The following is a 25,266-nucleotide window of genomic DNA, read 5'->3' on the forward strand; positions in this document are numbered from 1 at the left end:
TTTTAATATTTAGTCATTATATTATATCTTCTAAAGCTTCGTCTATATAAGGTATTACAATCGTAAATGTAGTTCCTTTCCCTACTTTACTTTGAATTTCTATTTTTCCATTGTGCTCTTTTATTATGTTAAAGCATGCATTTAGTCCTAATCCAGTACCATTTTTCTTTGTAGAATAAAAAGGTGTTCCTATTCTTTTAATCATATCTTTTGGCATTCCATTGCCATTGTCAGATATTTTTATAAATATCTCATTGGAATCTATTCTAAGACCACTGCTAATACGTAAAAGTGGAGATTTAACTTCAGACATAGCTTCCACTGCATTCTTACATATATTCAGCATCACTTGTCTAATCTGAGTTTCATCGCAAAGTATATATCTTTCATCGTAATCAAGATCAAGAACTAAGTCTATTCCTTTTAATAGAGATGATGTTTCAATTATACCTCTCATTGATAATATCAAGTCATTAAAAGAGACTTCTAAAAGCTCTGTTTCTCTTGGTTTAGATAAACTTAAAAAATCAGTTATTATCCTATTGACTTCATCAGTACTAGCATTTATTCTTTTTGCATATTCTTTTATTCTTAAATCTTCAGAATAAATACCTATCAATTGACTACTACCTTTTATAGTTGTTAGAAAGTTCCGAGTTTCATGAACTATAGTAGCTCCAAGTTGTCCTAGAAGCGCTAGCTTTTCTTGGTTAATTAATTTCTGCTGCTTTTCCTTCTTCTCTGTTAAATCTTGTACCATAGAAATTGCACCAATTACCTCATTATCAATATTAAGTATAGGTGAATATGTGCCTGATATTTGCTTATTTACCCCATCTCTAGTTGTCAAGTATCCTTCATACTCTTTGTTAACATCTTTATCTTTATTTACCACTAAAGAACCTTTGGTTTCTATAAAACCAATATCTTTCCTTAACTCATCATAGCTCATTCCAATTAAATCTATATCACATCTATCTATAATCTCTAAGTAAGAATTGTTACAAGCAGTAACTTTATTATCTCCATCTAAAATCATTATTGGAACCGTTATTGAATTTAATATTGCCTTAGTTTGTAAATGTAAATTATCTATTTCTTGTTCCTTTTTTATATCATTAATTAAAGCAAGTGCACCATTTTTTATCTTATACATATTTACAAGTACCTTTACAGCATTTCCAGTTCCATCTATATAAGTGCTTACCATATTTTTGGTTTCTTCTTCATTTTTGTATGCTTTTTCAAGTAATGTTTCTTCTTCTTCATTACCTAATTTAGGTATAACCTTCGATAATTCCTTATTGTTTAGCCCTATTATTGAACTTTTTGCATGCCTAGACAATTCTTCAAACTTGTCATTTACAAAGTCTACTTTATCATTAGCATTGTATGTGTATATAGCAATAGGAATATCATTAAGAATATCTTCTAATCTCTGTCTACTCTCTGCAAGTTTAGTATATGGATATCTTATCATATTTGAGAACACTGCTCTATAAAGAAAATAATAGCTTCCTATTTTAAACACATAAGCTAACACTACATAAAATGAATCTCTATAATTAAATAATATATAACAAAACTCTGAAGGAATTATCATAATAACTGAGAGAAATATATACGTAAATCTTACAAAATGATTTTCTTCAATTCTAAACTTTAGCTTATTTAATGTCACAATAACCAAGGTTATTATTAAAGATTCCAACACAAGTCTAAAACCAGTATTACCTTTTTCATTATATAACTGCGGAATCCATTTATATGTTAAGTTTGATAAATAGGATACAGCTACTATTATGATAATAGTTAAACTAAGTATCTTATATTTATTAATTTTTCTAGAAAAAGGTTTAAATGAAAATATCATTAGAGTTAGTATTTGAATTAATCGAGCCAATAGCCCAAGCAGCACAGATAACTGCCCATTAGCTATATCATATAAAACTATATATTTATAGTAATGTACATGTAATAAATCCAAAATAGAAACAGTTAAAAAGCCAAAACCTAAGATTTTATTTACTTCATTGTCTACTTCACTTTGATACCAAACAATTAAAAATGTAGCGACTCCGATAATAATACTTATTAACTCTAATACTGAATGTATTAATTCTTCATAAGTATTCCAATACCACCTGCATATTATAAATGATACAATTAATGCAGATAATACTGAGTATATACATGTAAAAAATATCCTCTTATATGGTAAATAATTTTTAGTATTATATGTTTTTTCCCTGTTAGCCTCCATAATCAATACCCCTTTAAATACCGCAAAATATTATGAATTTATATGAATCTATTGAAAATTATACCATATTTTTCATCATAATATATGTGATTTTTATAAAAATGTTACTTTTGTAACATAATTCTTTAGTATTTTGTCTTCATTATTTGCTATGATCTTTGTAAATTCTTCAATCAGTAAAAGAAGATCTATGTCTTAATTACGAAAACTTAAGTTTTATCCATGTTCAAAAGTCATGCACCTATGAATTTTAGACATGCATGGCTTAATAATTAAATTTGGAATCCTATATCTCGGTTTGTTACAATCTACCTACAGCAAAATCATAACTTTGTTACATGTAAAAACTCGCTGAAGTGAACTTCTTCAGCGAGTTTTTTTGGCATCTGCCTTTCCGAATTCAGGCAAAGATTTTTTTACTTTATGCTTAAAAATCTATGCTAAACAATTGAACTTACTAGATTTAAGGTTGTCCACAATTATTATCTTCCTGCAGTAATTCAAGAAATTCTGCTACAATATGTGGGTCAAACTGGGTAGAAGAACATCTTTTAAGTTCTTCAATTGCATAATTCATATCTTTCGCCAACTTGTACTCTCTTTTATGAGTCATAACATCAAAAGAATCTACTACATTAATAATCCTAGCAAGTAATGGTATATCTTCTCCCTTTAATCCATTAGGATAGCCAGTTCCATCATATCTTTCATGATGGGATAAAACCTCATCAGCTATATGTGATAGTTCAGGCGTCGATTTAGCTATTCTATATCCAATCTCTGTATGAGACTTCATGATAACCCATTCTTCAGCAGTAAGCTTTGCTGGTTTCAATAAAATTTGCTCTGGTATGCCTATCTTGCCAATATCGTGTAATAGACCTAAAAGCTCCAATTCATCTAGCTTATCTTGAGGCAATCCCATCCTCTTACCTAACTTAAAGCTCATGTTCTTAATTCTCATAGTATGTTCTTCTGTTTCACTATGTTTTTCATGCAAGGTTCTAAGTAAAGAACTAGTAATAGCATTTCTTGTGCTTTTCTTTTCTATAAGTTTATTTCTATACATCCTTTTTTCTGCTATACTCATAACTACTTCAGACTTTTTGTTTTCATCATCCTTTTCAGCATAACCTAAGGCAATACTAATACTTATAGGAAAATCTTTTATATTATCACAAGCCTCTTTAATCTTTGTAATCAAGTTCTCTACGTAATCTTTTTCTCTATCTTTGATTAATATTATAAATTCATCCCCACTCCATCTGGAAACCACATCTTTATAATCACAAATCTTCCTCATCTCATTACTTACATTATATATTAGCTTGTCACCCATTCTATGTCCTAAAGCATCATTGATTAACTTTAATCCATTCACATCACCCATGATTATAAAATATGAACTATGTTTATCTTTATCAATCTCTTCAAATTGCTTTTCCATGTATGCTCTATTACTCAATCCAGTTAGTTTATCAGAATAACTCAAGAACAGAATTTTTTCCTCATATCTTTTTCTCTCTGTTACATCCATTACTATACTTAAAATTCTAGTTGGCTTTCCACAATCATCTTTGCTTACTATCTTACCTCTTTCTGAAACCCATATTATTTCTCCAGTATCTTTAATCATCTTGTAGGTTATATCAAAAAGCTCATCATTATTATCAATATTGGTATATTTATTATTCAAGTACTCAATAAACTCTGGATGAATTTTCGAAAAATGTTCATAAAATAATCCACTTTCATCCTTTGAAATATATCCCAATTCTTGTTTCCACTCTTTATTTAAATATAATTTATTAGCTACCAAATCCAAATCTAAATATCCATCTTTAGTAGCCTCCATTATAAGTCTAAATCTTTCATCCATCTCTTTAACATCATTATTAGCAACTGCTAATTCAGCTACCATATTACTAGTAGAATCAGCTATTTTACTTAATTCATCGTCACCTGCTAATATAAGCCTTAGACTTGTGTCTTTCGTCTTTCTAACCCTTTCAATAAAATCATCTAACAATTTTAATCTTTTTAAAACATATTTATCTAAAATGCGGTTATTTAGAACTAAAATCATAAACAAGGCTGCTATATATAGTAAACCAAATATTTTAAGATACTTTATTGCAAGTGTATGTGCATATCTTTCAACGGACATAGATACGAGTATACTGCTTTCTTCATTTATATCTTTTGTGTTTCTGGATGTATTTATATTATCATAACTTCTACTAATTGAAATTTCACTTAATGAATGACTATTTCCAGGTAAGCCTTCAAATGCTATATTAGCTTTGCAAGTTTTGTTTATATAGCTCATCAAGCCTTTGTCCACATAGCGTCCCATTACTAAGGTTCCATTACTTCTAGCTTTCTCATCAGAAGTAGTGATTGGAGCTTCAGATACTATAAATAACTTATCATAAGCATAGATTGTCCCTGAATCTGCTTCTATCTTATCTGGATTAAAAAACTTCTTGTATCTTATATTGGTTATTTTATCTATTAAGATATCCCTTTCGCTATCCTTAATATCACCATCTAATTCATAGAAAATTTTATTATTTTTATCAAGAAGTATTATAAAACTCAAATTAAGTTGTTGCAGCGACTGATCTACCAGATTGCTCTTAATGTACCCTTCATTCTTATCAACCATAAAGTTATACGTATCATCCCAATGTGCCCAGTCTAAAGATGTCCTCTTAAGCCCTTGCTCTTCTCTATCGAGTATTGAGTCAAAAATACGAAAAGAGTTATTTATACCTGTATCTTCTATATTAACTATAAATTTTAAAAAGACTAAATAAGATATGCAAATTGTAACAGTAACGAAAAGTAAAAAGCTTACTGTGAATATAAATAACGTTTTCATTTTTACGCTCATATGTATCTTCTCCTACTACAGCCTATACTCATGGCAACTTCATCTGTTATTAAAATTGGTATTATATTAACATTATATATCATTTATTAGATAAAGTCTTTTGTTTATAGTAAATAATGCCTCTAATTAATGTCATATACATTATTTAATAATATTTTTTCTAAAATAATTGCATAAAATTTCCTTGAACTATAAAAGGCTGTTTATTAAATTAGCATTATTTAAACAGCCTCAAAGTGTATATGTTTATATGAGTTCATAAATAACTTTGATAAAGTACTTATGAATCAAATCTATCAACATCAAATAATTTTAAATCTTCATTTACTTTACCCAAATATAGCTCACTAAGCATTATTCCTCCTAATATTGCAAATAAGATACCATTTGCCCCATATCCTAAGCAATACCATAATCTAGAGCGATCTGGGTCCTTTCCAATAAACCCTAAATTATCTTGTGTAGATGCAAACGCCCCACAATATCTATATTCTATTTCCACTTTGTGTTGCTTAAATAGATTCTTTATTCTCTGCTCTAACTTATCATAGCTTTTAATACATAGCTGTTCATTAAATATATCAGGCAAAAAATTTATATCCTCTCCCCCTATAATAATTCTATTATCATTAGTGGTCCTAAAATAATTATATGGTACTTCAGTGTCTCTAAAAACTATGCTTTTATATCTCTCTTCTAGGTTGTTAATAGGTTTAGTTGCAAGATTGAACGCAGTAGTTTTAGTACCAAATTCTCTTTTAGTAAATAACTGTGTATTATACCCAGTGGCTGCTATAATGATTTCCCCTCTAACTTTATGCCCATATACAGTTTCAGCGATAACATCATTTTCATTATAGGTAATACTTACGACCTCTGTATTCTCGTATACTTTTAGACTACTCTCGCAGCTTACCCTGAGCAATTCATGCGTGAATCTAAATGGATCAAATTGAGCTCCACCATCTTTACTTAATAAACCAGCCTTCACATCAAATGTAAATGGATTACTTGATTGATCAATAAACTCTACTTTAAAACCATTATCTTTTCTAATTTGATATTCCTCTTCAACTTTATTTTTATCAATTTCTTTAGAAGTATATAAGAAACTATCTACTCTCTTAAAATCACAATTATTACCATACTTCTCTATAAAGTCTTGAATTTCATTAAGAGCCTTTACTCCTAACCTATATGATTTAATTATATTTTCTATGGTTGTATATTGTTTCAATCCCATTATTGTGCTATCAAGTTCGTACTGAAGAAGAGAAGTAGTTATACTAGTACTACCATGACCTACTCTTGACTTTTCTAAGATTACACATTTGATATTATTTTTTGTGAGGTAATATCCTAAAATTGCTCCTGTAACTCCACCTCCAACTATTATTACATCTGTATCTATATCTTCAGTCAAATATTCATATTGCTTAGTTATCTTATTTACTCTAGTAAAGATACAATCTCCTTGAACATACTGTACATTCATAATTCTGCTACTCCTTTTAAATAAAACTTATGTCTCCTATATGTAGTTCCTAGCTCAACTATTAAGTTATACATGCTAAAAGTCATAGGTGCATAATTTTCGAACATGTATAACTTAAGTTTTCGTAATGGAACCCTTTATATACTTCCAATTTTGCATATAAATTTATACATATTCACAGCATAACACCTACCTACTTTTTTCTTCCGATAGATTTTATCCTAAAATAATTCCTATATAATAAACTTATATTATAATGAACTTACTAATAAGTTTTTACTGGATCGTTGGAGGGAACATAAAAATGATTTACCTAAGACCACATCACGGACTTTGTATACAGCACTTTATAGGAAAAGGGTATAGTGATGACTTTATTTCCAATATGAAAAATATAATAAATATACTAGAGGATAGCAGCAACCCTAAAATCACCTTAGTATCTGGTGTAGATGATATCTGTAGCTTTTGTCCTAATAATAAAAATAATAGCTGTTTATCTGGCCAAAAACCTGATTACTATGACATGGCTTGCCTTGAACTATGTGGTTTAAATTTTGGTGACACTATATATTGGAAAGATTTTAAGAAAAAGATACAAGCTTCTATATTTAAAACTAATAAACTTAAAGAAGTTTGCATAAATTGCGAATGGCTTGATATTTGTGAAAACCTTCCTAAGAGGGTTTGAATCCTTACTAAAGGCTCTGTTAAATCACCGTGTTTAATTAAATAGTTAATCATCCGACGCTTTAATGAGCTTACGCAAAGAATTAATATGATTTTGTCATATTCCATGGCTAAAACTGTAAACTCACTACGTTCGAACAGTACAGTTTTACTTTTTAAAAATCCATGCATTCTATAAATATTTTATATCTTAAATTCAATAAAGTAAAAAAAACATCTGATTAAAAAGTAAAAATATATCCTTACCAAAAAATAGAAAAGACACTAAAATAACCCTTAGTGTCTTTTCTAATGTATATATCTAAACTTACTGAAGAATAAGTTTTATTTTCTCACCTTATAGACTAAAAATATTCCATAGCATACTAATATCAGTGCTATTAAAATTCTTATATCAAATATATTTTCACCTAGGAACAACGCTGATAACAAAGTTCCAAACACAGGTATTAAAAAATTAAATACAGATATTAGTCCTACCTTATTATAAGTTAATAGTTGAGTCCATAGTGCGAAAGCCACTGAAGATAGTAACGCCATATATATTAGAAGGGCAGTAGACTTAAGAGTGAACCCTTGCAGCTTTCCGCCTAAAATAAATCCTAATATCGTTAATATAATTCCACCTATGAATAGCTGATAACCAGTAACTATGGATGGATCTGACTTTTGTGTTATTTTCTTTCCGTAAATTGCAGATATGGCAAAAATAAATGTAGAGATAAGTATAAATCCTTCTCCTCTAAAGGAAAAAGAAGCTCCACTACTTGATTGACCATTGAGATTTACAATTATGACCCCAGCAAACCCAACAATACAACCAACTACTTTATTAGCATTTAATCTATCATTTTTATAAATGAAATGAGCCATCAAAATGCTTATAAAAGTGCCTGTACCATTTATAATAGCTCCTCTAACTCCTGTAGTATACGACATTCCAATATAGAAAAAAATATATTGAAGAGCCGTTTGCAAAAACCCAAGTGAAGCTACTTGTCCAAATTGTTTCTTAGTAAAATCAAATATATTTTTCTTCATTATTATACTTAATAACAAAACAAAGGCTCCTGCCATTGTAAATCTATAGCCTGCAAATGTTAGTTTTGATCCTACATCATTAGCGTCTACATTAAATAAACTGTATCCAATCTTTATTGATGGATATGCACTTCCCCATAAAATACAGCATAAAGTCGCTAGCAATATTATGTTTTTTCTATTTGTATAAAACCTACTTTTATCCATTTTGCTTCTCCTATTATATATGGATGCACCACTTCGTAATAAATTTGTATTTTTAAATTCTCCTCTCAGAACCCAGAGGAGTTTTAAAAATAGATTTCTAATTGGACTGGTACATCTCTAATTAAATTCCTTTTATTACTTAAGTATATTCAACCATCAACTTTCTCAGCTAAAGTACTAAAAAGACTATAATAATTATATTATTAAATGTTCGAGAAAAAAACAATAATGACTCAATTTATAATCTATAAAGTATAGAATTGAATGATTGACTATAGTTTATTATAATATAATCTATAATCATTCCATATAGATAAACTACATTGTTATATATAACTACAGTTATAGGAGATTAATATGTCAGAATCATTGATAACCAAAAAAGCTCTTGCTGTTTCTATTAAGGATTTAATGAAAACTATTCCACTATCTAAAATATCTATACAAGAAATTGCAGACAACTGCGGGTTAAATAGACAAACCTTCTATTATCATTTTAGAGATAAATTCGACCTTGTAAATTGGATCTATTATACTGAAGTCACAGAAAGTATATCAAACTGCAGACATTATGATAACTGGACTGACGGTATGTATAGAACTTTATGTTATCTATCTAAAAATAAATCTTTTTATATTAATGCGCTTAATACTCCTGGTCAAAATGCTTTCGATAGTTATTTCTTCGAATTTAGTTATGAATTAATCATGGGGGTTGTTAACGATCTATCCATAGGAATGAAAGTCCCTGATACCAGCAAAAAGTTTATCTGTGATTTTTATACCCATGCTTTTGTTGGAATAATAGTTCAATGGATTAAAGCTGGGATGAAGGAATCCTGCCAAACCTTAGTAGATCAAGTTAAAAATATAGTTGAAGGTAGTATGCTGGGGGCATTGTCTAGATATTAGAGTTTTTAAGTGAATAAATAATTTCACAATAAGTAGAACATACTCTTGAATTTAACAATAAAGGTTTCCAAGCTTTCTTTTTACAGATCACTTGGAAACCTTAAAATTAAACTATTTCATAATCATTGATTTAAGTGCCATAATCTCTTCTCGCAAGTTATCATCTTTCATCATAACCATAGCTGAATTTAGAAGTACTCTAGCATCGTATTGCCCTTTATATATAGGGGTAACTTCCTTATCTAAATCCAGGAATTTATAAACAGCCATTTGTGCAGATCTTGCTGAGTAATCTACTGTAAATACAACATCATCTGGTATTTCAGCAAATTGTCCAAGGAAAGCTAAGTTAGTTGAAGATTCTGGTACTACTTGTGGTCTATCCCCTTTTGATCTTGTTAAAAACTGACTAGTTATAAATGGCATTATACAAGGAATACAGATCGATGTACTCATAATCTTTTCCATATCTTCTTTAAAATTAAGATGATATAAAAGTTCAGTTAATATTTCTTCCCCAGTGCAGTCTATCATTCTCTTCTTTACAAAGTCACCTTCATTATATGGGAATAAAGCATAACCCCAGAAAGCTTGCACATTATCCGGCTGATTTATAAAATGAGGTTGATTGTGTAGCACTATTGACATAAACCAACCTGAGTCCTTAAAGGTCATAAGAGCACCTGTTCCTGGCTGATTTCCTGTATATTCTACTATTTTATCCACCATTGTAGGATCCTTAAGGGTAACTGTGAATGATTCCCACATTGATTCTTCTACTCTTTGGTTGAAGACCTGTGGTCTTCCAAACTCCGGTGATTCCTTAGCAATCTTTTCCCAAAGCTCCCAATCACCACCGACAGTTTTGTCATTTAATGTTGGAGCATTTGTCATAGAACCAAGACTAGCTCCTGCTGTTAAAGAACCAATTGTTACAAAAACAAAATCGCTATCTTCAACTATTATTCTATCTTCTTTATTACCTTTTTTGTAATCAATCCCTACAACAGTCTTTTTATCTTCTTGTGTTTTAAACTCTAAGTTAGTAACTAAGCACTCATACTGAAAATCTACACCTTGAGCTTTCAGCCACTGAGTCATAGGTAGTATTATTGAATCATATTGATTGTATGGTGTACGTCGCACTCCGGATAAATCACTAATTCTTGGTAGCTCATGGAAAAATCTATGAAGATATCTCTTAAATTCTACTGCACTGTGCCAAGGTTCAAACGCAAAGGTTGTAGTCCATTGATACCAGAAATTAGTTTCGAAAAATGATTTTGGAAAACATGATGTAATATCTTTAGTACCCAAGGAATCTTCTGATTGCATTAATATATCTATTAACGCTAATCTATCCTCACGATTAAATCCAAGCTTTGATGATTCTAATATTTTCGCATCATTATCTATTAATCTGGCTTTTGATGATGTATGAATTTTTTTATTAAATGCTCTGAACTCATCCATTATTGAAACGTTAGGATCAGTTAGTGAAGGAATACATTCCATTATTCCAAAGATACATTCATATGCTTCTTCATCAAACATTCTTCCACCACGAATTATATAACCAGTTTCAGGATTGCCATTACCATCCATGCTTCCGCCTGTTATACTACTTTGTTCAAGTATATGAATATTCTTTGCTGGAACGTGACCATCTCTAATTAGATATACAGCTGCAGAAAGAGATGCAATTCCTCCTCCAACTAAATAAGCCTGTACTTTATCTACCTCTAAATTCCTATCAAAATTAAACCTCATCTTTTATCAACCTCTCTTTATCCCATTTTTTATAAGTGCACTTAACTTACTTTTTAGATTTATATATGTACCATTTCTCTTAGAAAAATCTGTGAGAATTCTGAAAAGCACTTCAGCTTCAGTTGGTACATCTTTAATATAATTCTTATTAAAAAGATGTTGAATAATCAATTTTTAAGGTTTGTCTAAAAAACATACACAATATTAAAAGTGTCTGTTTTTTTGACGTTAACCATAAAACGTAAAACAATATACTCCTATCCACTTTTTCTTAGTTAAGTTTATTTGAATATATATTACATTTTAATCTATACTTAATAGTTTACTTTGTAAGATTATTGATTTAGTGCTATAATTGCTTATTGTTATTTAAGATATATATAAGTTTGATTATAGACAACTAGAGCTTTATAAATAGTTTTAGTTTCAGATTTGTCCTTCCTTATGTGAAAATCAAAATAACAACCAAATAAAAAAAGTAAAGTGAGAACACTAATATGAGAAATGAAAAACTAGAAAAATCAATAATTAGAATAGACAATGATATATTATCTATAAATGTAGCTAAAAAGTATCTATCAAATACAGATGAAATAAATGAAGTAATTGCTAGCTTAAATAACAAGAGACAGTTATTGGCTAACGAGATATACTCTGAAGACCATCTATCCTATTCAGAATGTCGCGAGATTATCAAAGAAATGTTAGGTAAGGAATTAGCTCAAGAGGAACAATCTGAATTACTTGAAATGATTAAAGAAAAGTTTGGAAGACAATCTCCAAATGTAAGCAAGAAGAGTAACGGACTTAATGCATGGCTTAAGGAACTTAATATTGAGTTCAGATGGATTGACGATGAGGTAACTGGTTGGAATAAATTAATCATCACTGGCTTTGGTGTATATAAGCAGAAGTAACATTTTTTCTCATACAAATTTTGAAAAGCAGATACGCAAAAAACTCGCTGAAGAAGACTCAGTGAGTTTTTTATTATACCCTATATTGAGTTTTTATAATGAATCCTTAACATTATAAAGCCTCTTTATTTACACTTTTATTTTAAAAATATATAATTATATCATTATCTATTAATTTCCATAAAAACAACTAGCTTCAATTAATTATAATCTATAAAATTAATAAGGTGGTATTAATAATGTATAAAAATATTATATTTGACATAGGAAATGTACTACTGAGCTTCAATCCCATTGAGTACCTAAGTTCAAAAATTCCACATCATGACAAGGTTTTAGAAGTTTACAAAGAATTATTTCAGAGTGAAGAATGGATAATGCTTGATAGAGGTACCATTACTGAAGAAGATGCAAAAAATGCTATAGCAAATAGAAGCATTGATAATGGTGACTTAATAAGACTTTCCTTCGAAAATTGGTATGACCTTCTTACTCCTATTGAACCATCAGTGGAAGTGTTAAAATTACTAAAGGATTCAAATTATAAGGTTTACTTTTTATCCAATTTCCACTTACTTGCCTTTGAGCATATAATCGAAAAATATGACTTTTTTAAACTCTTTGATGGTGGAATTGTATCTTATAAAGAAAAACTTATAAAACCTGAGGAAGCTATCTATAGAAGATTAATAGAAAAATATGACCTCAACCCTGAAGAGTCAATTTTTATAGATGATGTTGAAGAAAATGTTGAAGGAGCTAAAAGTCTTGGAATCAATACCATCCTACTTAAAGATCCAACTCTTCTAAAAGACCATTTAAAAACTTATAATATCCACATATAAACATATATTAAAATAGTGCTGTTAAAGCGCTTCATTGAAGTTAACTGGTTAGCTATAAAAAAACCTCTAAAACTATTGAAATATATCGGTTCAATAAACTAAAGAATAAAAAAGATACTTAATAAGCTAGGATATATCTTAGCTTATTAAGTATCTTTTTTAGGTTTAATACTATTTTATATCTATGATTTTGAATTTTTGTAGTCATCGAATCTACTGATCACATCTGGATTATCTTTTATAAAACAAATATATTTTTCAAAACATCTAGTGGTTTCATCACTCAATGTATGTTCAACTTTTTCTGTTTCTTTTAATATTTTCTCTTCATTTATACCAAGTACTCTTAAGAAAGCTTCTATGGTTTTATGCCTTTTCAATAAAAACTCTCCTAATTTCTTACCTTCATCTTTCAGTATTATTACTCCATACTTTTCATATAATAACAGATTCAATTCACCTAACCTCTGAACCATTCTGGTGGCAGATGGTGGATGCACATTGAGAGCTTCAGATAATTCATTTATTCTAGTAAACCCCTTATCTATGGATAATCTATATATCATTTCTAAGTAATCTTCCATAGAAGCTGTAAGCAAATTTTCTTCATTTTTCATATATTCACTAAAGGTATGAAAAGAGTTATTGTCCAAAATTACTCACCTACTTTTAAGGTTTAAAAAGCCTTAGTAAATTATATGCACTAGATGGTAAAAAAATTACACTAGAGTAACATTTTTATATAATCCTTCATAACTTAAATTAGGTTAAAAATTTTAGCATAGGCTAATTTTTATAATCAATACATTTTTTAAATCATTATTTATCATATTTCATACAGAAGGTGAATTAAATATGAACAAAGAATACTTCATAAAAAACCCTAGTAGTATTGAAGCTACAAGGCCTAGAATAAATAATTTCTTGATCATACTAAAAAAACTTAGAGGAGTCTTAAAGTTTTTTGGTCCTGCTTTTATTGTTAGTGTTGCATATATTGATCCAGGTAACTTTGCTACCAATATTAGTGGTGGATCGATCTTTAATTATAACCTTTTATGGGTTATTCTATGGAGTAACCTAATGGCAATATTTCTTCAAATCATGTCAGCGAAATTAGGTATTGCAACAGGTAAAAATCTAACAGAAATGTGTAGAGACGTATTCTCTAAAAAGGCGAATTGGTTCTTTTTTATAATATCAACCCTTGCAGCAATGGCCACAACCATGGCTGAATTCATTGGTGGTGTGCTAGGCCTCTATCTACTGTTTAGAATACCCCTAAGCTATTCGGTACTATTGACAGCAATAATTACCTTACTGATAGCTTACCTCCAAAAATACGGTCAGCGAGTTGTTGAGATTGTAATAACAATACTTGTAGCTATTATTTGCGTTTCATACACCATTGAATTATTCCTTGCAAAGCCTGAGTGGAATCAGGTAGCTATGCATACTTTACTTCCTTCTATTCCAAATAGCCAAGCGCTTTTAATTGCAGTAGGCATGTTAGGAGCTACTGTCATGCCGCATGTTATATATCTTCATTCCGAATTAGTTCAAAGTCGTAATAGTGAAACCCTTGGAGAAAAAAAGACTCATTTAAAGATGGAAAAAATTGATGTTTTCGTTGCAATGAACATTGCTTTTATCGTAAATGCAGCCATGGTTATAGTATCTGCTTCAGTTTTCTATAGTAGAGGTATAACTGTTGATTCTATAGAGCAAGCTCATAGATCTTTAGAACCACTTTTAGGTACACTTTCAAGTGGTGCCTTTGGTGCAGCATTACTTGCTTCTGGTTTTTCATCATCTTCTGTAGGAGCAATGGCAGGTGAAACAATCATGGATGGCTTTGTAGACGTAAAAATGCCTGCAATCATACGCAGAATAATTACCATGCTTCCAGGAATCCTTGTGATATTAATTGGAGTAAACCCTATGAAAGCCTTATTGATGAGTCAGGTATGCCTAAGTTTTGTACTACCAGTGACAATCATCTGTATGCTAATAATCACCAGTAGAAAAGACTTAATGGGTGCCTTTGTTAATAAACCTATTGTTAAATATCTAGGATGGCTAATAGCAGCAGTTATTATAGTGTTAAATGCTGTTTTAATATATTCTTTACTTATATGATATTAATAAAAAAGATTGCTGAAGCAACTTTCTTCAGTAATTTTTTTGTGCACCTGCCTTTCCTAATATATACGAAAAAAACTTGGCAAGCGAACAAGTTTTATTCTTTACTGTATTCTTTAAAAGGTTATGCACTCACTTGAAACTTCTAGATTTAGACGGCATAAAGATTTTATGTTTTCCTTCACAATAAAAAAAGAGCTTACAACTACACTGAGTTATAAGCTCTTTCACTATAAATTAATTATATTTACTTACCCTATCTCTTCAAGCTTGTTCCGTTAGTAGCTATAACTTCTTTATACCAATCGAAACTCTTTTTCTTGTATCTTTCTAGAGTACCACTTCCATCATCATGTCTGTCTACATATATAAAGCCGTATCTCTTTTTAAGCTGAGCAGTTGACGCACTTACTAAATCTATGCATCCCCAAGTGGTGTATCCCATAAGCTCAACACCATCTTCGATTGCTTCTGCTACTTGAACTAAATGATCATTTAAGTAATTGATTCTATAATCATCATTTACAGTCTTATTTCCATTTTCATCAGTTATTAATTCATCCACTGCACCTAAGCCGTTTTCAACTATAAATAATGGTTTTTGATATCTATCATATAATTGATTTAAGATATATCTTAATCCTTCTGGATCTATCTGCCATCCCCATTCTGAAGCTTTTAGATATGGATTTGGAACTCCTGAAAGAATATTTCCTTCTCCCTTTTTATTCATCTCTGGATCTGCAGTTGCACAAGAACTCATGTAATAGCTGAAAGAAATAAAGTCTACTGTATTCTTTAATATCTCTTTATCGCCTGGTTCCATTTTAATTTCTATGTTGTTTTCCTTGAATATTCTATTCATGTATCTTGGATATTCTCCTCTTACATGTATATCTGCAAAGAAAAGATTTTCTCTATCTTGTTCCATAGCCTTAAGTACATCACTTGGCTTTGAAGTTAATGGATAGTTAGGAACTCCAAGAATCATACATCCAATCTTAAATTCTGGATTTATCTCGTGTCCAACTTTTACTGCTAATGCACTAGCAACTAGTTCATGATGCATTGCTTGATATAAGTCTTGCTTACTCAACTCTTCCTTTGGAGTCCATATTCCAGCACTCATGTAAGGTGCATGAAGTGCTGAGTTTATTTCATTGAAAGTAAGCCAATACTTTACCTTGTCCCTATATCTTGTGAAGATAGTTCTTACATAGTTTTCGAAGAAACCTATAAGCTTCCTATTAACCCATCCATTATAGTTTTTAGCTAGAGCTAGTGGAGTTTCATAATGAGATATAGTAACAAGTGGCTCAATTCCATACTTAGCTAATTCATCAAAAACATTATCATAAAATTGTAATCCTTTTTCATTAGGTTCTTTATCATCACCATTTGGGAATATTCTTGACCATGCAATGGATAACCTAAAAGTCTTAAAGCCCATCTCAGCAAATAGCTTTATATCTTCTTTATATCTATGGTAGAAGTCAATACCAATAAGCTTCATGTTATCTTCTGTAGGTTCTTCAGTAAGAGGTCCCATAATTCCTCTTGGTGCTATATCTTGTGTTGATAAACCTTTACCGTCTTCAATGTATGCACCTTCAAGTTGGTTTGCAGCAGTAGCTCCGCCCCATAAAAATCCTTCTGGGAACTTAATTTTGTTTTCCATATTATATTCCTCCTGTTTTCTATGTATGAGTTTTACATTAACACTCTATATTGTTTGAAAATATCTTTGTTGCTAGCTTATAACTTAAGATCTTTGATTCAAGATTAAGTTTAATGCTTTAACCATAAATACAATCATATATCTATATAAATACGCTTCTAATTTAGGATATAAAAAAACCTAAACTAATATCAGATTTCTTAATAAGACACCTCATATCAATTTAGGTTTTGCCTGCCTAGCAGTTACAATCCTACAACAATGTTCTATTTGTATATATGCTATCATAGTTGTCCAAATGAAGTCAACGGATTTTCAAATTGAGAAAATTATTGTAGTACCTTACTTACAATAATATAGAAAAATCAATCCTCGATACAATAACAACTTATTAAGTAACTTAATATTTTATGAACTTGCACTTTTATTAAAATTACCTACCTTTTTTAAAATTACTAGCTACAAACACAACAAGAAACAATTGTGTAATCGAAAGTATCATCATCGAAAATCCAATTTGGATATGATACTTTATTGTCAACAATGTGATTAAAAACAAAGCTAGTAATATTGAAATTTGTGCGATAATATATATTATAATTTTAATCTTCTTATTCATAATTCTCCTTAAAAATCATTTAATCATTTGCTAACTTTACAATTGTTACATATTATGTAATTACTTTATTCTTAAAATTATTTTCTCATCTCTTTAATGTCTGGATAATGTTAGATTTTATTTTTTAAACTATTTAAAAGATTAGAATTGATATCTACTACTAAAACGCCCAAAAATAGTCCTATAGAATTTATTATATTTCTATCTATAATATTTAATTTAAACAAAAAACTAGTAGCAATTATGAGAACTATAATTAAGAAAACACATACAGTATTAGCTTGTCTTTTAAATTTAATTTTAAAAACTATCTTTAATACAGAAAGAAAATCTATAAATTTGCAAACAAAATTAGAAATTAAATAACTCATTATTATCACTGTTATTGGTAAAAAGTAATTCATTATTTCCACTCCCCTATTCTCATTTTATAGCTTCCCCTTCATGCTTTCTATTGAATAAAATTAGTGACAATACTCTCTTTCATGTATAAAGCTTAATACATCATTTCTGATTCTACTTTTATTTAGTACAATGCCAGAGTGACCGCACTTGTATACATATCTCTTTGGCTTGTCCCAGTTAGTCCATAATATATCACTATCTTTATTCATTATGTATTTATCATAATATCCTGAAACAAGAAGTATTTTATCACGATCAATCAAAGGTTTCTTCAAACTTGGATTTATAATACTCCAACTTCTTTTTAACTGTTCTTTATCAAAACCATTTTTCATAAAATCTTCTTTCACAAACTTCCCTACTATAGTTTCATAGGCAGTAAAATGTAAGTCATTGGCATAAAATAATGAAATTAATATATCAATATTTTCTTCTACTTCGCATAGTAGATTAGATATCATACCACCTAAGCTTAGACCAATGATAATTACTTTGCCGCATTTTTCTTCTTTTATGCATCTTATTAAAGCTCTAATATCACTAACGGACTGCTGTACTGATTTAAGCGTTCTATTTACGTTAGCACTAAAAAAGTATTCCCCGCTATACACAGCTTCAGCAGGGCATCTTTCCATATGGAAAGGCAATATATAACTATAAATATCATAGCTTTCTTCAATAAAACTGCTTAGAAACACATTTTCTAATCTATTTAGCTCTTCAGATCTCCAGCCATGTATCAATATAACACTTGTATTTTTAGGCTCATCTTTACACAAGTTATAATAAAAGATAGAATCAGCATTGATATCTCCATTATCTATTTCACTTGAAAACTTTAATTTTCCCTTTGAATATCCACTTTCAATTTTATTTTGCTGAAAATGAATTTCTGGCAAATTGGGTCTAGTATAAAATTTCTTGTAATCACCATCAATTAACGAAAACTCTTCTTCATTAAAGTAAAATTGATCTGTTTTACTGTATTCTTTATGCAAACAACTTAATCCGTAGCTATCTGCTATCTTTGCTATTATACCCCTCAAAGTTTACTTCTCCTTTATGTTCCTTAAACTGTATTAGTAATTTGTGCATATCAATAAATGCACCACTTTATCCTGTTTATTTTCTTAAGCTTTCCTCTTATGATTCAGAGTAGTTTTTAAAAAAAGTTTTTCAATTGATTAGGCGCATCTTTATATAATTTTACCATAAATAACAAAAATGGTCGTATATTTTTTATACAACCACCTTTAAGGTTTATAGCTCAATGTTTAACTTACCTTTTACTTATCAGCTTCCTGCAACTGTGGCAATTTTCCCATCTGACTAATAACCATATCATAATATCGTCCTTTTTTCTCCATAAGGCTTCTGTGATCGCCTCTTTCTAGTATAGTTCCACCACCAATAACCATTATATGATCTGCATCTCTAATAGTAGATAGACGATGGGCTATTAAAAAGCTAGTACGGTTTTTCATAAGCTTCGTTAAAGCTCTTTGAATATCTTTTTCAGTCTTTGTATCAACGCTGCTTGTTGCTTCATCAAGTATAAGTATAGGACTATCACATAACACTGCTCTTGCTATGGAGATAAGCTGCCGTTGTCCTTGGCTTAGGTTATCAGTAGCACCAGACACCATAGTTTGATAGCCTTTTGGAAGCTTATCAATAAAATCATGAGCATGTGCTATTTTTGATGCTTCTATAACTTGCTCATCCGTTGCATCTTTTTGTGAATATCTTATGTTATCCATTATAGTACCAGTAAATAAACAAGTATCTTGAAGTACTACTGAAAAACAGTTTCTTAAACTATCTCTTTTTAAATTAGTTATTGATTCACCATCAATTAAGATATTTCCACTATCTGCATCGTAAAAGCGAGTAAGAAGGTTAACAATTGTAGTTTTTCCTGCTCCAGTTTCACCAACCAGTGCTACTGTCTCTCCAGCTTTAACATTAAAGCTAATATCTTTTAAAATAGGAGTATTTTTGTTGTATGAAAAACATACATTTTCAAAAGAAACTTCCCCTTCTGGATTTGCAATTTCAATAGCATTTTCTATATCTGCTGTTTCTTCTTCATGATCCAAAATCTCAAAAACACGTTCAGCTCCTGCAAGTGCTGATTGAATTGTGTTAAACATACCAGCAACAGAGTTAAGAGGCTGAGCAAATTGCTTTGAATAACTCAAAAAGCTAACAACTGTACCAACAGCTAACCCATACCCTACTGACAATATTCCGCCGACGATAGCTACTATTGCAAAAATAAAATTGTTGATAACATTCATAAGAGGCATCATATAACCAGCCCATGTTTGAGCTTTACTGCTGCTTTCAAATAACTTTTCATTTATTTCTTTAAACTGTTCCAATACGTCTTGCTGCTTGCCAAAGGCTTTTACCATCTTTAACCCAAGTATATTTTCTTCAATAACTCCATTAAGTGAGCCAAGACTTCTCTGTTGAGCTAAGAAGTATGAGCGGCTTCTCGATGCAATTAGACGAGTCAAAAGCACTACTAGCGGAATACATAACAAAACTACAAAGGTTAGTGGAACATTTAGTGTAATCATAACCACAAAGGAGCCTGTAAGGGTTAAAACACTTGAGATTAACTGAGTGGTTGTCTGCGCGATAGTAGAACTGATATTATCCACATCATTTGTAATTCTACTCATTGTATCCCCATGAGAACGTGTATCGTAAAACTTAAGCGGTAGCTTTTGCATCTTCTCAAAAAATTCTGTACGTAGTACAAGTACTAACCTTTGTGAAACCTTAAGCATTATGACTCCATTGACCCAAGATATAATACAATTGGTTATATACAAAGCTATAATTATCCATAAAAATCCTACAAGTGTTTTTGTATCTACTGTTCTATTAGAAATCTTGAAGGTATTAAAGGTTTTTCCTATAAAATAAGGTATCGCTACTGAAATTACTGATGAGAATACAGTAAGCACCATAGCTACAAAAATTGTCTTAGCCCATCTCATATATATCTTTATGATTCTACTTAAGGTACCTTTTGCATTTTTAGGCTTTGCAGTAGGTGCAAATCTATTAGGTCCACCACCACCTGGTCTTCCTCCAATAGATGGCGCCTTTACTTCAGGTCTGGAAATTTGTTGTGCCATAGCTTACACCTCCTTGCTGCTTTCTATTTGTGTCTTATAAATATCTTGGTATATCTCACAAGTCTGCATAAGTTCAGCATGAGTTCCATATCCAACTTTAACACCATTGTCCATAACCAAAATCTTATCAGCAAACATAGCTGTTCCACAGCGTTGAGTAATAGTAATTACAGTCTTTTTAGTTATCTTAGGGTTAAGATTTTCTCTGACCTTAGCTTCAGTTACTGCATCTAATGCACTTGTTGCATCATCTAATATAATTACTGAGGAATCTTTAAGTATTCCACGAGCTATTGAAAGACGCTGCTTTTGTCCACCAGAAATGTTAACACCAGCGCTTCCTAAAATACTTTCATAACCATTTTGCATATTTTCAATAAAGTTTGCCTGTGCCTTATCTACAGACTCATGTATTAATTCATCACTAGCTTCTTTATTTCCCCATCTGATATTCTCAGTTACAGATCCTGAGAAAAGCATTGGTTTTTGAGGCACTATAGAAATATTGTCTCTAACAGAATCAATATCTAACTTCTTTATATCTTGTCCATTAACTAATATGGAACCACTATTTATATCATAGAATCTCAAAAGCAACCAAGCTATAGTAGACTTACCACTACCAGTTGGACCAATTATAGCCAAACTTTGCCCATCTTTAATTGAAAAAGATAAATCCTTTATAGCTGGCACTCCACTACCACTAGGGTATGCAAAGGTAACATTTTTAAACTCTATATCACCATTTAGTTCTTTCTTTTCTCCACTATGATTGAAATCTTCCTCACTATCAAGAACTTCTTTTATACGTACAGTAGATGCTTTAGTTCTTACGAAGGTATTAAATATATTTGTTATCATAATTAAAGATGTAAGAATTTGTGCCATATAAATAGTAAAGGCTGCAATATCTCCAGGATTAGCAAGTTTTGAAACAAACATTCTGCTCCCCATTAAGATCACAATCACCGTACCAATTCCAACGGTAAGTGTAATTAGTGGCGAAGTTAAAGTTACAATCATCTGTGAAGCTACGCCTTTTTTCATGAGATTTGTGTTTGCAACTTCAAACTTCTCTGTTTCCTTATCATAAGTTCCAAAAGCCTTAACTAAACGTACTCCAATAAGATATTCCTGAACTACTGAGTTAACTTTATCCATGGCTTGTTGCAATTTATAAAAACGTGGATAGCTTAATTGCATGCTTACTATAATAAGTATGGCTACCACTGCAACCACACTATAAATAATAAGACTGAGCTTAAAATTAAGTAAACTTGCAAGCACAATACTTCCAATACAGGTTATAGGCGCTTTTAGAAAAATTCTCATGATTCCATTTACAAATTGAGTAATTTGTGAGGTATCATTTGTCATACGTGTTATAAGTGATCCACTTTCAAGCTTATCTGCACTTAATTCAGAGAAATGAACAATCTTCTCAAATAGATCATATCTTAAATCTGCTCCCATACGTTGCGATACCTTACTTGCCAAAATATTTCGTGTAACAGCAAAGCATGCACCTATCATAGTTACTAAAACCATAAGTGCTCCCCAATAATAAACCTTTGAAAGAGATCCTTGCTCTATACCCGTATTAACTATATTAGACATAAGGGTTGGACCAAGCAAATCACATACTGCCTCAAGGGCAACGCAAAAAACAGCAGTCAAAAAAGGAATCTTGTACTTTTTAAAATACTTGCTGTATAAATTCATTAAATATATACCTTCTTTCATCTATAGAGTTCAAACTTAAATAGTTAATTTGTACATATTCAAAGATATTTGTACACTCTTTAAACAAATCTAAATTCCACACATTATTATACTCCTTGTTATTAGTGATAAAAACAGCTTGTATCTATAGTTATAGGTTTTCATATGTTAATTTTTTGTTTCTAAAATTATTTTATTAGCTACTGAAGTAATATATGGATGTACCACTTCGTAATAAAATATATTATTTTTAAATTCTCTCACCAGAAGCCGTGAGAGTTTTAAAAATAGATTTCGGTTCGAAGTGGTACATCTATATTATCCGCATTACTAACTTTGGCAGATCTATTATGAATTCCTAATCCAGTTATTGTAAGACTATAGAAAATAAAAATGAAGGACTCTCTCAAAATATATAAAAGCAAAAGCCATGCATATTAAAGAAAATCAATTTTCTTATATACATGGCTTTTATTCATAAAAATCTATAAACGTCTGTTTTGTAATATCTTCTTATCTCGCTTTTCAATTTTAATATATATTTAATATTATTAAAATTAAGTGGTTATGCAGGAGATGTTCTATGAGCGAGCAACTAGAATTAAATGATTTTTTCCGATGGAATGGCTCTAAAAAATCGCTAATCGTTCTTTATTAGTGATTTTTTTACGCATCTGCCTTTTCTGAACGTATGTGAAGAAATTCTGGCAGGCGATATATTTTCACTTTTTACTTTTTAATCATATAGCATTTTTATTTTTTTAAATTTAAGTCATAAAATATTTATAAAAAGTATGGATTATTAAAAAGTAAAACTGTACTGTTCGAACGTAGTGAGTTTACAGTTTTAGCCATGGAATATGAAAAAATCATATTAATTCTTTGCGCAAGCTCATTAAAGCATTGGATGCATAACCACTTAATTACAGTTAATATTAATAACTCTATTCTTGTTTCATTGTATTTCTTAAATTCTCGCTTGAAGTATTAATTTTATTCATTAAATTAAATATATTATCTATATTTGAGTCGTTTTCCTCTATAGTCGCAAGCATTTCTTCAGTAGCTGCGGAATGCTCTTCTGCAATAGCTGCCATACTTTCAGATTCTTTGCTTACTTTATCAAATATAGCCTTTGTGTTTTCAATAGCTTTAAGTTCTGTTGATATATTCTTATCAATTTCTATAAAGGCTTGTTGAATCTTTTTAAAACTTTCATTTACTTCTTTTGTGATTGTTTCTCCAATCTTAGCAGCATCATTTCCATTTTGTACTGATTCTAAAACCTTTTTAGTCTTATTATTTATTGTGTTTATAACTTCATTAATTTGCTTAACTGTATCTGCACTTTCCTCTGCAAGTTTTCTTACTTCATCTGCCACTACTGCGAAGCCCTTACCTGACTCTCCTGCTCTAGCTGCTTCTATTGCAGCATTTAGTGCTAGTAAGTTAGTTTGTTCTGCAATTTGCACAATTGATGATAAAAAGTTATTTATAATATCCATATTGTCCTGCAACTCAGTTACTGTAGAAACAGATTCAGTTACAGCAGTACTTATTATATTCATCTGTTTGTCCATTTGTATTATCTTTTCAGAACCCTTAGATACTAGCTCACTTGTCTTATGTGAAATATTTCCCAATTGCTTTGAAATCTCTTGGGTTTCTAAAACCTTTGAATCTGCAGTATTCATCATATTGCTTATCTCATTTATAGCTGTGGCTTGTCCAGTCACTCCTGTAACTACTTCATTAACAGTGTCAACCATTGTTTCACTTATTTCTTTAACGGATTGTAAATTAGTAAAACAGCTTGATATGTCTTCTCCTAGAGCTACTGTATTAGTATTTATTACTCCCATAGTATCTTTTAAATCTTCTAGAGAACTCCCTGCCTTTCTGGCTTCCTCCCCAGCTAATTTGATCATATCTTTTCCCCATTTAGTCATGAAATAAATTATTAAAGCTATAAAGTTTACAATTACTAATTGTATAATAGTATTAACATTAAACTGTCCTATAAATGCTAACTTACCAATTACAGATAAATTTGCTAGAAGTGCACTTATTATAAATATAGTTGAATTTAAATACAATGCAGAAATACTTATCGGTAACAGAATTAGATATATAGAATTTACATCTGATGTAGAGTTAGCTGTAGATAAACTCATAATAATAATTGTTATGTATGCAACGAGAATCTCGTATTTCTTTTTAATGATTGAAAAAACAGAAAATGCCAAAATTATTGCTATCACTCCTGCAGTAGCAAAAAGCGCAGGAGTTTTTAAAAATATACCCAAAAATACTAAAAGTGCAAATAGCAAGGTTATAATCCCTGTTACTACCTTATTTACTTTTTTCAGATGCTCTTTCATAAATCCTTGTCCTTTATTGACCATCAAACCCTTTTCCATTCCGTTCATCTCCTTAATTATCATGTGTTATATTGTTTATATTGTTTATATAAAGCGGTTTTCTAACCTCTATATATTACTAAACATATTTG

General features: G+C 30.3%; 17 protein-coding genes. 5 read left to right on the plus strand and 12 right to left on the minus strand.

The window, feature by feature from the left end; all coding sequences use genetic code 11:
* Positions 1-16: 16 nt before the first annotated feature.
* The 3 genes from OCU55_RS17905 to OCU55_RS17915 form a co-directional block, all read right to left on the minus strand.
* Positions 17-2,263 (minus strand): MASE3 domain-containing protein, encoded by a 2,247-nt coding sequence (locus OCU55_RS17905; protein WP_261853663.1) that lies wholly within the window; start codon positions 2,261-2,263, stop codon positions 17-19.
* 463 nt (positions 2,264-2,726) lie between these two features.
* A complete protein-coding gene (locus tag OCU55_RS17910; protein WP_261853664.1) occupies positions 2,727-5,159 on the minus strand; it encodes an HD domain-containing phosphohydrolase in 2,433 nt (810 codons plus the stop codon).
* 280 nt (positions 5,160-5,439) lie between these two features.
* Positions 5,440-6,654, minus strand: coding sequence for an NAD(P)/FAD-dependent oxidoreductase (locus tag OCU55_RS17915; RefSeq protein WP_261853665.1), 1,215 nt, complete (start codon positions 6,652-6,654; stop codon positions 5,440-5,442).
* 304 nt (positions 6,655-6,958) lie between these two features.
* Between OCU55_RS17915 and OCU55_RS17920 the strand changes: the two genes are divergently transcribed.
* On the plus strand, positions 6,959-7,345 hold the full coding sequence (locus tag OCU55_RS17920; RefSeq protein WP_261853666.1) for a DUF1284 domain-containing protein: 387 nt from the start codon (positions 6,959-6,961) through the stop codon (positions 7,343-7,345).
* A gap of 323 nt (positions 7,346-7,668) precedes the next feature.
* On the opposite strand, the gene OCU55_RS17925 is transcribed toward OCU55_RS17920, so the two are convergent.
* Positions 7,669-8,592: a DMT family transporter gene (locus OCU55_RS17925; RefSeq protein WP_261853667.1), complete on the minus strand. Its 924-nt coding sequence runs from the start codon at positions 8,590-8,592 to the stop codon at positions 7,669-7,671.
* Between the two features lie 357 nt (positions 8,593-8,949).
* On the opposite strand from OCU55_RS17925, the gene dhaS reads away from it, so the two are divergent.
* Entirely contained in the window at positions 8,950-9,504 is a 555-nt protein-coding gene (dhaS, locus tag OCU55_RS17930; protein WP_261853668.1) for a dihydroxyacetone kinase transcriptional activator DhaS, read from the plus strand.
* Between the two features lie 111 nt (positions 9,505-9,615).
* On the opposite strand, the gene OCU55_RS17935 is transcribed toward dhaS, so the two are convergent.
* On the minus strand, positions 9,616-11,274 hold the full coding sequence (locus tag OCU55_RS17935) for an oleate hydratase (RefSeq protein ID WP_261853669.1): 1,659 nt from the start codon (positions 11,272-11,274) through the stop codon (positions 9,616-9,618).
* A gap of 497 nt (positions 11,275-11,771) precedes the next feature.
* Between OCU55_RS17935 and OCU55_RS17940 the strand changes: the two genes are divergently transcribed.
* Together OCU55_RS17940 and OCU55_RS17945 are read left to right on the plus strand one after the other, a co-directional pair.
* Positions 11,772-12,191, plus strand: a complete 420-nt coding sequence (locus OCU55_RS17940; RefSeq protein WP_261853670.1) for a hypothetical protein — start codon at positions 11,772-11,774, stop codon at positions 12,189-12,191.
* A 239-nt stretch (positions 12,192-12,430) separates the two neighbouring features.
* A complete protein-coding gene (locus OCU55_RS17945; protein WP_261853671.1) occupies positions 12,431-13,036 on the plus strand; it encodes an HAD family hydrolase in 606 nt (201 codons plus the stop codon).
* A 182-nt stretch (positions 13,037-13,218) separates the two neighbouring features.
* Here OCU55_RS17945 and mntR read toward each other — a convergent pair whose 3' ends face one another.
* Positions 13,219-13,689: a transcriptional regulator MntR gene (gene mntR, locus OCU55_RS17950; protein ID WP_261853672.1), complete on the minus strand. Its 471-nt coding sequence runs from the start codon at positions 13,687-13,689 to the stop codon at positions 13,219-13,221.
* A gap of 202 nt (positions 13,690-13,891) precedes the next feature.
* Here mntR and OCU55_RS17955 point away from each other — a divergent pair, with 202 nt between their 5' ends.
* Positions 13,892-15,175 (plus strand): Nramp family divalent metal transporter, encoded by a 1,284-nt coding sequence (locus tag OCU55_RS17955; protein WP_261853673.1) that lies wholly within the window; start codon positions 13,892-13,894, stop codon positions 15,173-15,175.
* A 259-nt stretch (positions 15,176-15,434) separates the two neighbouring features.
* Here OCU55_RS17955 and OCU55_RS17960 read toward each other — a convergent pair whose 3' ends face one another.
* From OCU55_RS17960 to OCU55_RS17985, 6 genes are all read right to left on the minus strand, one after another.
* Positions 15,435-16,856, minus strand: coding sequence for a glycoside hydrolase family 1 protein (locus OCU55_RS17960; protein WP_261853674.1), 1,422 nt, complete (start codon positions 16,854-16,856; stop codon positions 15,435-15,437).
* A gap of 729 nt (positions 16,857-17,585) precedes the next feature.
* The gene (locus OCU55_RS17965; protein ID WP_261853675.1) at positions 17,586-17,879 is read right to left on the minus strand and encodes a hypothetical protein; all 294 of its coding nucleotides are present in this window, start codon (positions 17,877-17,879) and stop codon (positions 17,586-17,588) included.
* Positions 17,880-17,939: 60 nt separating this feature from the next.
* Entirely contained in the window at positions 17,940-18,926 is a 987-nt protein-coding gene (locus OCU55_RS17970; RefSeq protein ID WP_261853676.1) for an alpha/beta hydrolase, read from the minus strand.
* A 240-nt stretch (positions 18,927-19,166) separates the two neighbouring features.
* Positions 19,167-21,032, minus strand: coding sequence for an ABC transporter ATP-binding protein (locus OCU55_RS17975; RefSeq protein ID WP_261853677.1), 1,866 nt, complete (start codon positions 21,030-21,032; stop codon positions 19,167-19,169).
* A 3-nt stretch (positions 21,033-21,035) separates the two neighbouring features.
* Entirely contained in the window at positions 21,036-22,754 is a 1,719-nt protein-coding gene (locus tag OCU55_RS17980) for an ABC transporter ATP-binding protein (RefSeq protein WP_261853678.1), read from the minus strand.
* A gap of 944 nt (positions 22,755-23,698) precedes the next feature.
* The gene (locus OCU55_RS17985) at positions 23,699-25,174 is read right to left on the minus strand and encodes a methyl-accepting chemotaxis protein (protein ID WP_261853679.1); all 1,476 of its coding nucleotides are present in this window, start codon (positions 25,172-25,174) and stop codon (positions 23,699-23,701) included.
* Positions 25,175-25,266 lie beyond the last annotated feature (92 nt).

The sequence above is a fragment of the Clostridium folliculivorans genome (assembly GCF_024341905.1).
GTDB lineage: Bacteria > Bacillota > Clostridia > Clostridiales > Clostridiaceae > Clostridium_AR > Clostridium_AR folliculivorans.

Coding starts and splice junctions, on each gene's coding strand:
- OCU55_RS17985 (WP_261853679.1), bottom strand. CDS start 25,174: ATGGAAAAGGGTTTGATGGTCAATAAAGGACAAGGATTTATGAAAGAG.
- OCU55_RS17915 (WP_261853665.1), bottom strand. CDS start 6,654: ATGAATGTACAGTATGTTCAAGGAGATTGTATCTTTACTAGAGTAAAT.
- OCU55_RS17940 (WP_261853670.1), top strand. CDS start 11,772: ATGAGAAATGAAAAACTAGAAAAATCAATAATTAGAATAGACAATGAT.
- OCU55_RS17960 (WP_261853674.1), bottom strand. CDS start 16,856: ATGGAAAACAAAATTAAGTTCCCAGAAGGATTTTTATGGGGCGGAGCT.
- OCU55_RS17975 (WP_261853677.1), bottom strand. CDS start 21,032: ATGGCACAACAAATTTCCAGACCTGAAGTAAAGGCGCCATCTATTGGA.
- dhaS (WP_261853668.1), top strand. CDS start 8,950: ATGTCAGAATCATTGATAACCAAAAAAGCTCTTGCTGTTTCTATTAAG.
- OCU55_RS17920 (WP_261853666.1), top strand. CDS start 6,959: ATGATTTACCTAAGACCACATCACGGACTTTGTATACAGCACTTTATA.
- OCU55_RS17980 (WP_261853678.1), bottom strand. CDS start 22,754: ATGAATTTATACAGCAAGTATTTTAAAAAGTACAAGATTCCTTTTTTG.
- OCU55_RS17910 (WP_261853664.1), bottom strand. CDS start 5,159: ATGAGCGTAAAAATGAAAACGTTATTTATATTCACAGTAAGCTTTTTA.
- OCU55_RS17945 (WP_261853671.1), top strand. CDS start 12,431: ATGTATAAAAATATTATATTTGACATAGGAAATGTACTACTGAGCTTC.
- OCU55_RS17905 (WP_261853663.1), bottom strand. CDS start 2,263: ATGGAGGCTAACAGGGAAAAAACATATAATACTAAAAATTATTTACCA.
- OCU55_RS17955 (WP_261853673.1), top strand. CDS start 13,892: ATGAACAAAGAATACTTCATAAAAAACCCTAGTAGTATTGAAGCTACA.
- OCU55_RS17965 (WP_261853675.1), bottom strand. CDS start 17,879: ATGAATTACTTTTTACCAATAACAGTGATAATAATGAGTTATTTAATT.
- OCU55_RS17925 (WP_261853667.1), bottom strand. CDS start 8,592: ATGGATAAAAGTAGGTTTTATACAAATAGAAAAAACATAATATTGCTA.
- OCU55_RS17935 (WP_261853669.1), bottom strand. CDS start 11,274: ATGAGGTTTAATTTTGATAGGAATTTAGAGGTAGATAAAGTACAGGCT.